Source organism: Centipeda artemidis DSM 19719, from assembly GCF_000426665.1.
GTDB lineage: Bacteria > Bacillota > Negativicutes > Selenomonadales > Selenomonadaceae > Centipeda > Centipeda artemidis.
This window is the reverse complement of record NZ_AUFU01000001.1, coordinates 153,736-168,603: the sequence shown is the minus strand read 5'-3', so window position 1 is coordinate 168,603 and position 14,868 is coordinate 153,736. Positions and strand designations below refer to the sequence as shown.

At 59.7% G+C, this 14,868-nt stretch carries 16 protein-coding genes; 14 read left to right on the top strand and 2 right to left on the bottom strand.

Going from position 1 to position 14,868, the window contains the following annotated elements; translation table 11 throughout:
* Window positions 1-8: 8 nt before the first annotated feature.
* From dnaJ to K341_RS0100775, 10 genes are all read left to right on the top strand, one after another.
* Window positions 9-1,166 (top strand): molecular chaperone DnaJ, encoded by a 1,158-nt coding sequence (dnaJ, locus tag K341_RS12500; RefSeq protein ID WP_026761540.1) that lies wholly within the window; start codon window positions 9-11, stop codon window positions 1,164-1,166.
* 182 nt (window positions 1,167-1,348) lie between these two features.
* Entirely contained in the window at window positions 1,349-2,599 is a 1,251-nt protein-coding gene (locus tag K341_RS0100815; protein ID WP_026761539.1) for a sensor histidine kinase, read from the top strand.
* The gene (locus K341_RS0100810; RefSeq protein ID WP_026761538.1) at window positions 2,596-4,044 is read left to right on the top strand and encodes an aminotransferase class I/II-fold pyridoxal phosphate-dependent enzyme; all 1,449 of its coding nucleotides are present in this window, start codon (window positions 2,596-2,598) and stop codon (window positions 4,042-4,044) included. Before K341_RS0100815 ends, K341_RS0100810 begins: the two co-directional genes overlap by 4 nt.
* A 2-nt stretch (window positions 4,045-4,046) precedes the next feature.
* Window positions 4,047-4,736 carry a dTMP kinase gene (locus K341_RS0100805; RefSeq protein ID WP_026761537.1) on the top strand — a complete coding sequence of 230 codons (690 nt, stop codon included), beginning with the start codon at window positions 4,047-4,049 and terminating at the stop codon, window positions 4,734-4,736.
* Window positions 4,729-4,995: a DUF4160 domain-containing protein gene (locus K341_RS0100800; protein WP_009349904.1), complete on the top strand. Its 267-nt coding sequence runs from the start codon at window positions 4,729-4,731 to the stop codon at window positions 4,993-4,995. Before K341_RS0100805 ends, K341_RS0100800 begins: the two co-directional genes overlap by 8 nt.
* A gap of 5 nt (window positions 4,996-5,000) precedes the next feature.
* Window positions 5,001-5,294 (top strand): DUF2442 domain-containing protein, encoded by a 294-nt coding sequence (locus K341_RS0100795; RefSeq protein WP_009349905.1) that lies wholly within the window; start codon window positions 5,001-5,003, stop codon window positions 5,292-5,294.
* A gap of 27 nt (window positions 5,295-5,321) precedes the next feature.
* Window positions 5,322-5,861: a ribonuclease M5 gene (gene rnmV, locus K341_RS0100790; protein ID WP_026761536.1), complete on the top strand. Its 540-nt coding sequence runs from the start codon at window positions 5,322-5,324 to the stop codon at window positions 5,859-5,861.
* Window positions 5,858-6,733 carry a 16S rRNA (adenine(1518)-N(6)/adenine(1519)-N(6))-dimethyltransferase RsmA gene (gene rsmA / locus K341_RS0100785; protein WP_009349907.1) on the top strand — a complete coding sequence of 292 codons (876 nt, stop codon included), beginning with the start codon at window positions 5,858-5,860 and terminating at the stop codon, window positions 6,731-6,733. The genes rnmV and rsmA overlap by 4 nt, the downstream gene beginning before the upstream one ends.
* Window positions 6,734-6,745: 12 nt before the next feature.
* A complete protein-coding gene (locus K341_RS0100780; RefSeq protein WP_026761535.1) occupies window positions 6,746-7,525 on the top strand; it encodes a PHP domain-containing protein in 780 nt (259 codons plus the stop codon).
* Window positions 7,526-7,548: 23 nt separating this feature from the next.
* The gene (locus K341_RS0100775; protein WP_026761534.1) at window positions 7,549-8,523 is read left to right on the top strand and encodes an SDR family oxidoreductase; all 975 of its coding nucleotides are present in this window, start codon (window positions 7,549-7,551) and stop codon (window positions 8,521-8,523) included.
* Between the two features lie 102 nt (window positions 8,524-8,625).
* On the opposite strand, the gene K341_RS0100770 is transcribed toward K341_RS0100775, so the two are convergent.
* Window positions 8,626-9,795, bottom strand: a complete 1,170-nt coding sequence (locus K341_RS0100770; protein ID WP_026761533.1) for a MalY/PatB family protein — start codon at window positions 9,793-9,795, stop codon at window positions 8,626-8,628.
* 325 nt (window positions 9,796-10,120) lie between these two features.
* Window positions 10,121-11,275 carry a trans-sulfuration enzyme family protein gene (locus K341_RS0100765; RefSeq protein WP_026761532.1) on the bottom strand — a complete coding sequence of 385 codons (1,155 nt, stop codon included), beginning with the start codon at window positions 11,273-11,275 and terminating at the stop codon, window positions 10,121-10,123.
* A 210-nt stretch (window positions 11,276-11,485) separates the two neighbouring features.
* Between K341_RS0100765 and K341_RS0100760 the strand changes: the two genes are divergently transcribed.
* Genes K341_RS0100760 through K341_RS0100745 form a run of 4 tightly spaced genes read left to right on the top strand, consistent with a single transcriptional unit; the run spans window position 11,486 to window position 14,857 of the window.
* A complete protein-coding gene (locus tag K341_RS0100760; protein ID WP_026761531.1) occupies window positions 11,486-12,490 on the top strand; it encodes a uroporphyrinogen decarboxylase family protein in 1,005 nt (334 codons plus the stop codon).
* A gap of 17 nt (window positions 12,491-12,507) precedes the next feature.
* The gene (locus tag K341_RS0100755) at window positions 12,508-13,374 is read left to right on the top strand and encodes a transporter substrate-binding domain-containing protein (RefSeq protein ID WP_026761530.1); all 867 of its coding nucleotides are present in this window, start codon (window positions 12,508-12,510) and stop codon (window positions 13,372-13,374) included.
* A gap of 24 nt (window positions 13,375-13,398) precedes the next feature.
* Window positions 13,399-14,160: an amino acid ABC transporter permease gene (locus tag K341_RS0100750; protein WP_026761529.1), complete on the top strand. Its 762-nt coding sequence runs from the start codon at window positions 13,399-13,401 to the stop codon at window positions 14,158-14,160.
* Window positions 14,150-14,857, top strand: coding sequence for an amino acid ABC transporter permease (locus tag K341_RS0100745; protein WP_026761528.1), 708 nt, complete (start codon window positions 14,150-14,152; stop codon window positions 14,855-14,857). Before K341_RS0100750 ends, K341_RS0100745 begins: the two co-directional genes overlap by 11 nt.
* Window positions 14,858-14,868: the final 11 nt, after the last annotated feature.

The window sequence follows — 14,868 nt, the reverse complement described above, 5'->3', positions numbered from 1 at the left end:
GTGGTATTGTGAGCGATAAACGCGATTACTACGAAATCCTAGGCGTTGCAAAGGGCGCCTCGGACGACGAGATCAAAAAAGCATACAAAAAACTCGCGCGTAAGTATCACCCCGACCTGAACCGTGACGACCCGAAGACCGCCGAGGAGAAATTCAAAGAGGTTAACGAGGCGTATGATGTCCTTAAAGATCCTCAGAAAAAAGCGGCATACGACCAATTTGGGCACGATGCCTTTGACCCACGCCGTGGGGGCAGCGCCGGAGGAGGGAACCCTTTCGGCGGCGGATTCGGCGGCTTTGGCGGATTCGACGTGAACGACATCTTCGATATGTTCGGCATGGGCGGCGGTCGCCGCACGCGTCAGCAGGGCCCCGAACGCGGTGCGGATCTTAGATTTGACCTTGAAATCACATTTGAAGAGGCTGCGTTTGGCAAGGAAATCCAGCTCGATGTTCCGCGGGATGAAAACTGTGAGACCTGCGGCGGCAGCGGTGCGGCCAAGGGCTCAACGCCCGAGACCTGTCCCGCTTGTCACGGCACGGGACAGGAAGAGGTCGTCCAACGGACGATCCTCGGCAGTATGCGTACAGCGCGGACGTGCAGTAAATGCGGCGGCACGGGCAAGATCATCAAAACGCCGTGCGGAGACTGCCATGGCACCGGACGCAGACATGTCACGCGCAAGATTGACGTCAAGATTCCCAAAGGGGTCGACGAAGGACAGCGCGTGCGCGTCACCGGAGCAGGCGAAGGCGGCGTGCGCGGCGGCGGCAACGGCGATCTCTACGTTTACATCTACATCAAACCGCACAAGCTCTTTCAGCGGCGTGGGAACGATGTCATCATCGAGATACCGATCACCTTCGTACAGGCATCGCTCGGCGATACGGTACAGGTACCGACGCTCGACGGTGCGGTCGATCTGAAAATCCCCGCGGGGATCCAGACCGGAACGGTGCTCCGCATCAAGGGGAAGGGTATCCCACACCTGCGCGGTACGGGGCGCGGCGATCAGCATGTCCGCATCAAGGTCACAACCCCGCAGAAACTCTCCGCGCGGCAAAAAGAACTCCTCAAGGAGTTCGGTGAACTCAGCGCAGACTCCGTCAACCCGGAGCAAAAGAGTTTCTACGAAAAATTCAAAGATTTATTTACCAAAGGCTGACGGATCATAGGGCTGTTGCACAAATATACTTTTGTATATGTGCAATAAGCCCTATTTTTTTGAACATGTTATATGGTTCGTGCATATGTAATGTTCTGCGCGGATCATTATATATCCCTCGTACACTGCGTGACTTTTGCGGGGAAATAGAGTACAATGGTCACAAAGAGCAGGAGGGGATTATGAGCAAACGTGAGAGAAATATGCGCCGGAGCTCCGCAGCGTTGGAGCAGGAGAGTGCAGAGGGGATCGAAGAGAGCCGGCTGCGCCGCTTGTTGACAAATACCATCGATACCATTGAGGACAACAAGACACAGATCTTCGACATCTATCAAAATACGCGCAGCGAGCTGGAGCAGGCGCGACAGCGGCTCATCGAGCTGAAGAAGAATGTAACCACGACGATTGAGCGTGTGGACGAACTTGCGGCCGAGGAACAGCAGGCGAAGCAGCGGCTCGCTGAGGTCAGCAGCAGGTTCTCCGAGTTTTCGGAGGACGAGATTCGCAAAACCTACGAGAATGTCTCCATCATTCAGATCAATCTCGCCATCGAACGGGAGAAAGAGCAGCAGATGCGCGTGGAACGGGATAAGCTGGAGATTCGTCTGCGTTACCTCTTCACAATGGTCGAGCGTGCGGAACACATGGCACTCGCGATCGGTTCGGTGCTCAGCTACCTCAGCACACAGGTCAGCGGCGTGATTTGGAAAATCGAGGCGGTGCAGAAAGATAAATTTGTCGGCGCACGCATCATCAAGGCGACAGAGGAAGAGCGTTACCGCATCTCGCGCGAGATTCACGACGGCCCCGCGCAGGATCTGGCGAATGCTCTTTTTACGACGAGCATCACGGAGCGGCTCATGGATCAGGATATGGCAGCTGCGAAGGAAACGCTAGGGGAGCTGCGCGGTGAGATCCGTAAATGTCTTACGGGCGTCCGTCAGATTATCTTTGACATGCGGCCGATGGCGCTCGACGATCTCGGGCTGCCGCAGGCGGTGGAACAGCTTGTGAATCTTTTCGGTGAACGTGGAAAGCTGCGCGGATCCTTTAGTCTCGAGGGTCATCATTATCAACTGCCGAAACATGTGGAGATCGCTGTGTTCCGGATCGTGCAGGAGGCGCTTAACAATGTGGTGAACCATGCCAAGACGGATAAGGTGAAGGTGCGGATGCATTATACCGATGCGGCGCTCACGGTACTTATCGCGGATGAGGGGGTGGGATTCGATACAAAGTATGCGCATGATGAGCCGACCGAAGAGTTCGATGATTCCTTTGATATGGAAGCACAGCGGCGCAAACGCCATTTCGGCGTGATCGGCATGGAAGAGCGTGCTAAACTCATCGGCGCGGCAATTCAGATACTCTCCGAGCCAAAGAAGGGAACGAAGGTACATCTGCGCGTGGAAAACCGTATGGTGGATGAGTGAAGGCGCCGATTGCCGGATCGCTCCTAGATTATGCAAATCTTGGTGTCGCGCCATTCCATACACCGGGACATAAGGGCGGGCGCGGGGCGCATCCTCTGCTCCACAATTTTTTGACGGAGACGGGGCTGCGCGCCGATGTCTCGCTCTCGGCGGAGCTCGACGACCTCCATGCACCGACGGGATGCATCCGCGCGGCGGAGGAGATGGCGGCACGGGCGTATGGGGCGGATGCCGCATATTTCATGATCAACGGCACGACGGGCGCGATCCATACGATGCTCATGTCGGCGCTTGTGCCCGGGGATACGGTGTTCGTGCCGCGCAACGTGCACCGCTCGATCGTCGGCGGGCTGATCCTCGTCGGTGCGCGCCCGGTCTACATGCAGCCGGAGATCGACGCGCGGCTCGGCATCGCGATGGGCGTTTCCCTTGCCGAGGTGCGGCGCGCAGCGACGGCGCATCCGGGGGCACGCGCCGCGCTTTTCGTCTACCCGACGTACTACGGCGTTGCAAACGAGCTGCCCGAGATCGCGGACTTTCTGCACACGCGGGGGATGCTCGTGCTCGTCGACGGGGCGCACGGGGCGCATTTTGCATTCTCCGATGCGCTGCCGCCGTCCGCGATGCAGGCGGGCGCGGATCTCTCCGCGGAGAGCACGCACAAGATGCTCGGCTCGCTGACGCAGACATCCATGCTGCTCGCGCGCGCGGGGCGCGTCCCTGCCGAACGCATCCGCGCGGCATCAGGACTGCTCCAGTCGACCAGTCCGAACGAGATCCTGCTCGCCTCGCTCGATGCGGCGCGTCTGCAAATGGAAGAGGAGGGACGCGTGCGACTCGATACAGCGATATGCTGCGCAGAGGAGCTGCGCGCGCGCATCAATGCGCTGCCGGGACTGTGGGCATTTGGCGGCGCGTACATGGGCGCGCCGGGGCGCGTCGCACTCGACCCGCTGAAGGTCACGGTGAACGTCGCGGGACTCGGGCTCTCGGGCTTTGCAGCGGAAGAGGAACTGCGCCGCACGGGGATTGCGTGTGAGCTGTCGGATGCATACAATGTGCTCTTTTTGCTCTCCTATGCGGACGGCGTGCGGGAGATAGAACGAATTGCGGCGGCACTCGAGGAGATAGCGGCGTGGTGTGGCGGGGCGAGAGATATGCCGGAGACGGCGGTGCCGGAGATGCCGCCCCTGCCGGAGACGCTGTGTACGCCGCGCGCGGCATATTTTGCGCCGAAGGAGCGCGTACCTCTCGCGCAGGCGGCGGGGCACACGGCGGCGGAGACGATTCTCTTTTACCCGCCGGGGATTCCCGTGCTCGCTCCCGGGGATGCCATACAGGCGGCGTCGCTCGATTATCTGCGCGCGATGCGGGACGCGGGCGCGCGTGTTGTGGGCGCGTCGGACGCATCCCTTGAGACAATACTGGTGACAGCGGAAGGATAGCTATGGCAAAGGGCAAACTCTTTATCATCGAAGCGGGTGACGGCTCAGGGAAGGAGACGCAGACGCGGCTCCTCGCAGAGCGGCTTGAGCGGGACGGACACAGCGTCCTGCCGATTACGTTTCCCGACTATGCGGCGGATTCCTCCATGCTCGTGCGGATGTATCTGCGCGGGGATTTCGGCACGCACGCGGATGATGTGAACGCCTATGCGGCATCCACGTTCTTTGCCGTCGACCGCTACGCGTCCTACAGGACGAAGTGGGGGCGGGACTACGAGACGGGCGCAGTGATCCTCGCCGACCGCTATACGACGTCGAACATGGTGCATCAGGCGGTCAAGATTCGGGACGACGCAGAGCGAGACGCATTTCTCGATTGGCTCTATGATCTGGAGTTCCGCAAGATGGGGCTGCCCGTGCCGGACGCCGTGTTCTTCCTCGATATGGAACCTGCGGCGGCGCAGCGGCTCATCGCCGCGCGTGCGGAGAAAAACGGCGCCGCGCCCGACATCCACGAGCGCGACGCGGACTATCTCGCGCGCACGCACGACGCCTACGTCCTGCTTGCGGCGCGCTATGGCTGGGTGCGCATCCCATCGAGTACGGACGGCGCGCCGCTGCCGATCGCGGAGATCCACGAGCGGCTATATCGTGAGGTGCAAACATATTTGGGAGGTGAACCATGTGCCTGAAATCAGCATTTTTTTCGGAATACGTATCATGATCTATCATAACGACCACAATCCGCCGCATATTCATGCGGAATACGCAGGCAATAAGGCGCAGATCGATATTCAAACCGCTTCGGTGACGCGAGGCTTCCTCCCAAACAGACAATTAAAACTTGTGCTTGCATGGTGCGCTATGTATCAAGATGAACTGATGCAGGATTGGGAACTCGTCAAGAGCGGGAAAGAACCGAATCCGGTACCGCCGCTCAGAAAGGGCTGATAACGATGGATGAGAGATTTTTTCCCGAGGTCTTACAGGTCGTGCCCGGCGAGCAGTACGAGTTGTACGCATACTTCAACGACGGAACGGTGCGCCGGTATGATGCCGCGCCCCTCGTGGCGCGCGGCGGCGTCTTTCGCCCGCTCACGGATAAGGCGGTGTTCGATGCGGCGCTCACCGTGATGAACGGGACGGCGGCGTGGGATATTGAGGGGAAAAGAGATCCCCGAAAATGCATTGACATCGATCCGTTTGACGTATACGACGCACCCGTTGTACGGGATCCGTTGGAAGTATGATCCGGAAGGCGCAAAGAGAGTGACGTTTTGATTCAAGAAGTGATCATTGTCGAGGGGAAGATGGATGTCGCGGCGGTGCGGCGCGCGGTGGAGGCGGACTGCATCATCACGGACGGGTTTCGTCTGCGCAGCCGCGCAATCAAGGATATCCGCGCCGCGTATGAAGCGCGCGGCATCATCGTCCTCACCGATCCCGACACGGTCGGCGAACGCATTCGTGCGCGTCTGACGAAGATGTTCCCGCGTGCAAAACACGCCTTTATCCCCGCCGAGGAGGCGACGAATGCCGCTGACGGCGACGTCGGCGTCGAGCAGGCGAGCCCCGATGCCGTGCGGGCGGCGCTCGCCCTCGTGCATACGCCGATGGAGCGTCCCGCAGAGCTCTTTTCGATGCGCGACATGATGTCGTACGGTCTGACGGGGACGCCTGATGCCGCCGCGCGCCGCGCCCTGATGGGGCGGCGGCTCGGACTCGGATGCGCCAATGCAAAGACGTTTCTCACGCGGCTCAACACCTACGGCATCAGCCGCGTCGACTTTCAATCCGCCGGAGAGGAGCTGCCATGAGAGCGAATATTCCCGTGATTGCCGATCCGGAGGTCACGCGCCATATATTGAACGCCTTTCACCTGCGTGCGAGCAAGCGGCTCGGGCAGAACTTCCTCGTGGACGCGGGCGTTGTGCGCGGTATCGTGGAGGCGGCACAGCTCACGCCCGCAGATACGGTGCTCGAGATCGGCCCCGGCATCGGCACGCTGACGCAGGGGCTCGCGGAGACGGGCGCGCGCGTCGTCGCGGTCGAGCTGGATAAAAAGCTCCCCGCCGTGCTCGCCGAAACCCTGCGCGGCTACGATAACGTCACCGTCGTGCCGGGCGATATTCTAAAGATCAACATCCCGGAGACGCTTGGATTAAAAGAGGGGCAGCGCTTCAAGGTCGTGGCGAACCTGCCGTACTACATCACGACGCCGATCATCATGACGCTCCTCGAACAGCGGCTGCCGATCGAGCGGCTCGTCACGATGGTGCAGAAGGAAGTGGCGATGCGCATGACGGCGCAGCCGGGGTCAAAGGACTACGGCGCGCTCTCCCTCGCCGTGCAGTATTTCACCGCGCCACGCATGGTGATGGACGTGCCGCCCAGGGCGTTTCGTCCCGCGCCCGAGGTGACGAGCGCGGTCGTTGCCTGCATTGTGCGCGAGTCTCCGAGCGTTGCGCCGCGCAGTGAAAAACTCTTTTTCCGTCTCATCCGCGCGGCATTCGGACAGCGGCGCAAGACCCTGCCGAATGCGCTGGTGGGGGCGGGACTGACGAAGGATGCCGCGCAAGCCGCCCTGCGCGCGGCGGGCATCGCCGGCAGCACACGCGGCGAGCAGCTGTCGCTCGAAGACTTTGCACGGATTTCCGATGCTGTCGGCGATCTGCCGGGACAAGGGTGAGGAGGAATGAAGATGCTCTTTGACAGCCATTCGCACACCGTATTTTCCGCCGATTCGGAGATGCCCGCGGAGGAAGCCCTGCGCGCCGCGAGGGCAAAGGGACTCGGGATCGTCTTTACCGAACACTGCGACTATGACTATCCCGCGGCGGGCGAGGAGACGTTTCTCTTTGACCCCGAAGCGTATTGGGCGGCATATGAGCCGCTGCGCGATGCGGGGCTGTCCCTCGGTGTCGAAATGGGCATGATGGAGAGCTCACGCGAGAAGAATGCGGCATTTATTGCGCGTGTGCCGTTCGACTTTGTGCTCGCGTCCATTCATTTCCTGCGCGTGAAGGATCTCTACCTCCCCGAGGGATTTGAGGGGCGCGAGAAGGACGAGATGTACTGCGAATACTTCTCTGTCATGCGCGCGGAGATCTACGCGCAGACCTATATCAACGCGCTCGCGCACATCGACTACATCGCGCGCAACGCGCCGTTCGAGAATCCCGAGATTTCCTATGGCACATTCGCGGAGGAAATCGACGGTGTGCTCCGCGCGCTCGTCGAGACCGAGACGGTCATCGAGATCAATACGCGCAGGCTAGGTACGCCGCGCGGCATCAAGGAGCTCGCGCCCGTCTACCGTCGCTATCGCGAACTCGGCGGGCGCTACGTTACGATCGGCTCCGACGCGCATGTACCGACGGCAGTCGGCGCGTATTTTGACCGCGCAATCGCACTTGCACACGCGTTTGATCTGACTGTCGTCACGTTCCGGGAGCGCAAAATGCAGATTTGTGAACAGTAATACATCATGGAATGGGGGATATGATGAATTATCGTACAATTAATTTTCCCGAAAACAGCCTTTTTCTCGTGACCGGCGGTGCCGGATTCATCGGCTCGAATCTATGTGAAGCGCTGCTCTCGATGGGGCATCGCGTGCGCGTGCTCGACAATCTGTCTACGGGCTATGAGAAAAATATCTCGGGACTGCGCACGCATGAGAAATTTGAGTCCATTGAGGGGGACATCAAGGATTTTGCGGCGTGTGCGCGCGTCTGTGCGGGTGTCGATTATGTGCTCCATCAGGCGGCGGCGGTGAGCGTGCCGGAGAGCATCGAGCAGCCGATCGCCTACACCGAGACGAATATCATGGGTACGGTCAACATGATGCAGGCTGCCGCCGCGGCGCATGTGAAAAAATTCGTCTACGCCTCGAGTTCCGCAGTCTACGGCGACGATCAAACGATGCCGAAACGCGAGGAGATCGTCGGGAGGCGGCTTTCCACCTATGCCGTGACGAAGTACGTCGCCGAGGAGTACGCCGTCCAGTATACGATGCATTACGGGCTGGACTGCTACGGGATGCGCTATTTCAACGTCTACGGACGCCGCCAAGACCCGAACGGCGCGTACGCCGCAGTCATTCCGAAATTCGTCGAAGCGCTCCTGCACGACACGCCGCCGACCGTCAACGGCGACGGCGAGCAGTCGCGCGATTTCGTCTATGTCGAGGACGTCGTGCAGGCAAATCTCCTCGCGTGCGCCGCGCCGCATGAAGCGGCGGGCGAGGCATACAACATCGCGAGCGGCACGCGGTCAAGCCTCAACGAGATGTATGCCGTCCTGAAAGAACTGCTCGGCAAAGACCTCACGCCCGTCTACGGTTCTGAGCGCGCGGGCGACATCCGCCACAGCGGCGCGGACATCCGGAAGGCGCGTGAAAAACTCGGCTATGCACCCGAATACGATTTTAAGCGCGGCGTCACCGAGGCAATCGCGTGGTACAGAGAGAATCTGTGATATCGAATTTGATATAGAAATAAAAAAGGGCTATTGCACGATTTTTCCTTCGTGTAATAGCCCTGTTCCTTATGGGAAAAGGGGATAATAAGGAGATCCCTTTTAACGAAATGCTTGTACGAGCTGTTCAAGGCCTCGTTCGAGCGTCGCTCGGGGGCAGGCGATGTTGATGCGCTGGAAACCGCTGCCGCCTGTGCCGAAGATGGGACCGTCGTCGAGCCAGAGGTTTGCCTCGTGAACGATTTTGTCGTTGAGCGCTTTGTCCGAGAGACCGTACGCACGGAAGTCGAGCCAGAGGAGATATGTCCCCTCGGGTTCGACGATTTTTATTTGCGGCAGATGCCGGGCGAGGTACGCTTTTGTATACACGTAGTTCGTCTCGATGTAGGCGAGGAGCTCCGTGAGCCACGGCGCACCGTGCTCATATGCGGCGTGCGCGGCGGTGAGTCCGAGCGTGTTCGGTTCGTCGTATCCGGTTTTGCCGCGCTCCGTACGGAAACGGCTGCGCAGGTCGTCGTTCTTGATGAAAATATTGGATATTTGGAGTCCCGCGAGGTTGAACGTCTTGCTCGGTGAGGTGCAGGTGACGGTGATGTCTGACGCCTCGGGGGAAAGGGCGGCGAACGGCGTATGCGTAAAACCGGGGCGGACGAACTCTTCGTGTATTTCGTCGGCGACGACGAGGACGCTGTGCCGCAGACAGATCCCGGCGATGCGTTCGAGCTCCGCGCGCCGCCACACGCGGCCGACAGGGTTGTGCGGGCTGCACAGGATGAAGAGATTGACATTGTTCTCGATGATTTTTTGTTCAAAATCGTCAAAGTCGATTTCGTAGCGTCCGTTTTCGAGCCGGAGCGTGTTGTCGACGAGTGTGCGCCCGTTGTCGCGGATGACGTTCGCAAACGGATAGTAGACGGGCTGCTGGATGAGTACGGCATCGCCCGGTTCGGTGAATGCGCGGATGGCGGTTGCGATGGCAAAGACGACGCCCGGCGTGATCACGAGCTCGCGGCGTGCGACGTCCCAATGATGATGTGTTTTGAACCAGTTTTGCAGGACGGCGAAGTAGTCGTCCTTTATCTGCGTATAGCCGAAGATGCCGTGCGCCGTGCGGCGGGCGAGGGCATCGAGGACAGGCACAGGGGCGCGAAAGTCCATGTCGGCGACCCAAAAGGGGAGGACACCGCTCGGATAGCCACGCTCGGCGGCGAAGTCGTATTTGATGCTCGCGGTGCCGCGGCGGTCGATGATTTCGTCAAAATTTGTAGGCATGATGATTCTCCTGTTAGAAACTGTTATTGCATAGCTTGGGAGGCGTTTCCCGCCGCTGCGCAAACGACGCGGCAGTGACATTCGGCGCTCAGAATGTTACGCCGCACAGCCCTGTGTCGCTCTGCTCCTTAGACTGCATAGCGGCGTTCTCACACTGCATATGAACGGAAGGAAAAAGTGCCGCGCCGCCCTTGCGGGTTACAGCTTCGCGGCTGTGATAACGCCCCCTGCGCCATGACTAAAAGGGTATCACCCTTCCCGTGCCGGAGGGCGCGCATCGGTTGCAGCTTTTTTCACGAAGGTTATTTTATAGTAGTGCTCCCTATTATCTTTCTCGTGCCGCGGCGCGCAGCGCCTGGGCAAGATCCTCCTCGATGTCGCCCAAGTCCTCGATGCCGACGGAGAGCCGCAGAAGACGGCTGTCAAGCCCCGTGCGGCGGATGAGTTCGGCGGGCATCTCCGCGTGTGTCTGCACGAGCGGATAGGTGAGGAGCGTTTCGACGCCGCCGAGGCTTTCGGCGAAGGCGATGAGTTTTAGATGCGCGAGGCATTTCTGTGCGATTTCGGGCGTCTGTACCTTGAACGAGATCATACCGCCGAACCCTGTGCTTTGACTTTTTTGAAGTTCGTGTCCGGGATGATCCGGGAGGCCGGGGTAGAACACCTCCGTGACCTCCGGGAGTGTGCCGAGCCACTCAGATATCGTGAGTGCGCTCTGTGCCTGCCGTTCGATGCGGACACCGAGGGTCTTGATGCTGCGCAGCATGAGCCAAGCGTCCATCGTGCTTAGATTCGGACCCTCGGATTTTACGAGGAACTCGATGCGCTCCGCGAGATCGGAGCCATCCTCCTTAACGGCGATGAATCCGCAGATGATGTCATTGTGTCCGCAGAGGTACTTCGTGCCGCTCTCGAGGACGATGTCGGCGCCGAGCACGAGCGGTTTTTGAAAATGCGGCGAGAGGAAGGTGTTGTCGGCAACAAGGAGCGCGCCGCCCTCGTGTGTGATGTCCGCAAGCGCACGGATGTCCGTGACGAACATCATCGGGTTCGACGGGGTTTCGATGAAAACCATCTTCGTCGCAGGGCGCATTTTCGCGCGTACGAGCGCCGCGTCGCGCGTGTCGATATATTCGAAGTCAATGCCGTATTTCGCGTAGATTTCGTTCGTCAGGCGCACCGTGCCGCCGTAGATGTCCTCGGAGAGGAGCACATGGTCGCCCGCCGTGCAGAGGGAAAAGATGAGGTTGATCGCCGCCATGCCTGAGGACAGCGCCCACGCGCGTTCGCCGCCCTCGAGGAGCGCGACGGTCTGTTCGAGGACGCTGCGCGTCGGATTCGCCATGCGCCCGTAGTCGAAACCCGTGCTCTGGCGAAATGCGGGATGGCGGAACGTCGCGGAGAGATAGATCGGCTCCGTGATCGCCCCCGTTGTATCGTATTTGTGACAGCCATGCACCTCGGCTGAAAAATCTTTCATGTTTATTTCCTCCCTCGTGATTTTGTGGTTCTGTATCTTAGGATATATTCATTATAAACGCGGGGAAAGGCATCTGTCAATCAAAAATCCATAAAAACATACTTGACAACTATGAAAAAGCGTTGTATGATTGCTCCACGATAAAGTTAAAACATATCTGCAAATAATGAATTATAGTATCCGGCAGACTTGCCGGGAAGGGAGCATATCATGGCGGTATCGAAGAAAGAACTTGTGCTGAGCGCGATGGATCGCAAGGAAGTCGAACGCGTTCCGGCGGGATTTTGGTTCCACTTCCTCGACGACGAGATTCACGCGAACGCGTACGATGACCCGTCGCTCGAGAAAAAGGTCTTGGACGGGGAGCTGCGCTACATCGAGGAGTCGCAGCCGGACTTTGTAAAGATCATGACGGACGGGTTCTTCTCCTATCCGAATCCCGTCGTGCAGCAGGCGCGTACGGCGGCGGAGCTCGCGAAGGTGCAGCCGCTGCCCGACGACCACCCGTTCTTCACGCGGCAGATTGCGTATGCGAAGGAGATCACACGCCGCTACGGCAATGAGATCGCGACGTTCTACAATATCTTCTCCGCGGCGACGACGGTGAAATTTATGCAGCCGGGCACGATCGACGAGAGTGAGACGTTCCTCACGAATCTCGTGCGTGAGGACAAGGAAGCGGTAAAGGCGGCGTTCGCCGTCATCTCCGCCGACATCGCGAAGCTCGCGCGCCGCATCATCGAGGAGGCGGGCGTGACGGGCATCTACCTCAGCCTGCAAAACCACACGGGATTCGGAGACGACCGCAGCGTCTATCGCGAGGTGTTCGCCCCTGGGGAGCAGGAGATTCTGCGCGCGGCGAACGCGGCAAACGACTACAACATCCTGCACATCTGCGGCTATGCGGGACACCGCAACGAGCTCGAATGGTACCGCGGCTACGAGGTCAAGACCATCAACTGGGCGGCGGTGGTCGAGGGCGTGCCGCTCGAGGAGGGGCGCAAGGTGTTCCCGGAGCACGCGCTGCTCGGCGGATTCGGCAACCTCGATACGGACGTGCTCTATCGCGGCAGCCGCGCGGAGGTGGAGGCGGAGACGCGCCGCATTTTGTTGGCGGCGGGGCGCACGGGGGTTCTGCTCGGTGCGGACTGCACCGTGCCGCGCGACATTGACCGGAACTGTTTTGTATGGGTGCGCGAAGCGGCGCGCGTTTGAGATAGGAGGATGGCAAAATGAATTTCAATAGAATCACGAAAACGGCGCTGACGGCGCTCCTCGGTGCGGCGCTTGCCGTGGGTCTTGCGGGCTGCGGCAAGGACGCGGTGGACGGCGGCGCGGCGAAATCCGCGGACGGCAAGAAGGTCGTCACGGTCGCGCACACGAACTACTATGTGCCGTACGACTATGTGAACGAGCAGGGCGAATCCGACGGGTTCGAGGTCGCGGTGATGAAGGAAGTCGCGAAGAAACTGCCGCAGTATGAGTTCAAATTCGTGCCGACCTCGGACGACGACCTGCTCATCGGCGTCGAATCGGGCAAGTATACGGTTGGGACGAAGGGCATTTGGATCACGGATGCGCGCAAGAAGAAATATGTTTTCCCGAAGAATAACATCGGCGCGAGCGTCATCGGTCTGACGATCCGCAAGGACACGGCGAATGAGATCAAGGATATGGCGTCGTTCGCGAAGTTCAGCGGCAAGATCGTGCCAATCGCTCCGCAGGACGCGCGCTACATGGTTGTCGACACCTACAACAAGGAGAACCCGGACAATCAGATCAAGCTGACGTCCTCCGAGTCGTTCCAGAACGCGGACGCGTACAGCTGGGTGATGGAGGGGCGCTATGACGGCTATCTCGATGTCGAGCTGAGCTACAAGAACAACATCGCCAAGGAGGATGCGCCCTACCATGCGTTCAGCGACAAGCTGACCTATGTGCGCTACAAAGGCATCCCGACGTACCCGATCTTTAACAAGAACGAGCAGGCATTCGCCGACGAATATGACAAGGCGATCGAGGAGCTGCGCGCCGAGGGCAAGATCGCGGAACTTGAGCAGAAATATTTCGGCGAGAGCCTTTCGGAATATCTGAAGTAAGCGGAGAGAAATGTGAGGTGAAGGGTGGAAACAAGAGCCTTTGACGCCGGTATGATTTTAGAGGTGCTGCCCGACCTCCTCGCATATCTTGACGTGACCCTGCTCGTTGCGGGCATCAGTATCGCGGCGGGATCGCTCCTCGGCGGGCTACTCGCATGGGCAAATCTTGACGGCGGGCGTCCGCTGCGCGCACTCGCGGCAGTCTATGTGTATGTCATGCGCTGTACGCCGTCCATCGTCCTGCTGTTCATTGTGTTCTACGGGCTGCCAAAACTCCTGCAGGGCGCATTCGGCATCAATATGAACGGCATGAACCGCGCGGTGTTCGCGGTCATTACCTTTACACTGCTCTTCGGCGCGTACATCTCCGAGGTGTTCCGCGCCGCGTACAAGGCGGTGCTGCGCGGGCAGTACGAGGCGGCGGTCTGCGCGGGGCTCTCGCCCGTGCAGGCATTCGCCCACGTCATGCTCCCGCAGGCGGCGATCGTCGCCCTGCCAAATTTTGGCAACGCGTCGATCAATTTGCTGAAGGAAGGCTCGCTCGCCTATACCATCGGTCTCATCGACCTCATCGGCAAGGGCAACCTCATCATCGCGCAGAACTTCGGCGCGTACGGGATCGAGATCTATCTCGCCTGTATGCTCGTCTACTGGGCGATCGTGCTCCTCTTGGAGCAGGCGTTCATGGGGGTGGAACGCCGCCTTGATAAAGGCGCGAGTCTGCGCGTCGAGGCGCCCGCCCGTGCGGGTGCAGTAACGGGAGGAGGCGCCGCGGATGGAGCTTGATTTCGAATTTATGCGCGAGACGTTCCTGCTCGTTTGGCAGGGCGCGGGCGTCACGCTCTCGCTGACCGTGCTCTCTCTCGTCCTCGCCGCGCCGATTGCGTTTTACTTTGCGGTGCTGCGCGTGCGCGGACGCCGCGTCGGCGGGACGATCGTGCGGTGCTACGTCTCCTTTGTGCGCGGCACGCCGCTCATTTTGCAGATACTGCTCCTTTATAGTCTCCTGCCAAGCCTGCTCAACGTCGTCGTCAAGCAGGCGGGACTGGACGTCAACGTATTCGATGCCGTCGATCCCTTTTGGTACGCGGTCTTTATCTTCACGATCAACTCGATCGCGTTGCTCACAGAGGCGTTCCGTTCCGCCCTGCTCGCCATCCCAAAGGGACAGCTCGAAGCGGGGCTCGCGAGCGGACTTTCCGCGCCCGCGACCTATCTGCACGTCATTCTGCCGCAGGCACTCGTCGTCGCGCTGCCGAGCATCTGCAACATCACGGTCAACCTCATCAAGGGGACATCGCTCGCGTTCCTCATGACGGTCAAGGACATCATGGCGGTGGGGAAAATCGCAGCGTCCTACGGCTACAACTACATCGAGGCATACCTCGACGTGTTCGTCGTCTATCTCGTGCTCTGCACGATCGTTCAGCTGCTGTTCGCAGCGGCGGAGCGCCGCGTCGGCGCGTTCCGCGGTCAAATTTAGGGAGGGGAGAA

Bases quoted from the DNA above. Each gene is read 5' to 3' on its own strand.
- K341_RS0100760 (WP_026761531.1), top strand. From the start codon at position 11,486: ATGGCGGTATCGAAGAAAGAACTTGTGCTGAGCGCGATGGATCGCAAG.
- K341_RS0100780 (WP_026761535.1), top strand. From the start codon at position 6,746: ATGCTCTTTGACAGCCATTCGCACACCGTATTTTCCGCCGATTCGGAG.
- K341_RS0100745 (WP_026761528.1), top strand. From the start codon at position 14,150: ATGGAGCTTGATTTCGAATTTATGCGCGAGACGTTCCTGCTCGTTTGG.
- K341_RS0100755 (WP_026761530.1), top strand. From the start codon at position 12,508: ATGAATTTCAATAGAATCACGAAAACGGCGCTGACGGCGCTCCTCGGT.
- K341_RS0100805 (WP_026761537.1), top strand. From the start codon at position 4,047: ATGGCAAAGGGCAAACTCTTTATCATCGAAGCGGGTGACGGCTCAGGG.
- rsmA (WP_009349907.1), top strand. From the start codon at position 5,858: ATGAGAGCGAATATTCCCGTGATTGCCGATCCGGAGGTCACGCGCCAT.
- K341_RS0100770 (WP_026761533.1), bottom strand. From the start codon at position 9,795: ATGCCTACAAATTTTGACGAAATCATCGACCGCCGCGGCACCGCGAGC.
- K341_RS0100815 (WP_026761539.1), top strand. From the start codon at position 1,349: ATGAGCAAACGTGAGAGAAATATGCGCCGGAGCTCCGCAGCGTTGGAG.
- K341_RS0100775 (WP_026761534.1), top strand. From the start codon at position 7,549: ATGAATTATCGTACAATTAATTTTCCCGAAAACAGCCTTTTTCTCGTG.
- K341_RS0100765 (WP_026761532.1), bottom strand. From the start codon at position 11,275: ATGAAAGATTTTTCAGCCGAGGTGCATGGCTGTCACAAATACGATACA.
- K341_RS0100795 (WP_009349905.1), top strand. From the start codon at position 5,001: ATGGATGAGAGATTTTTTCCCGAGGTCTTACAGGTCGTGCCCGGCGAG.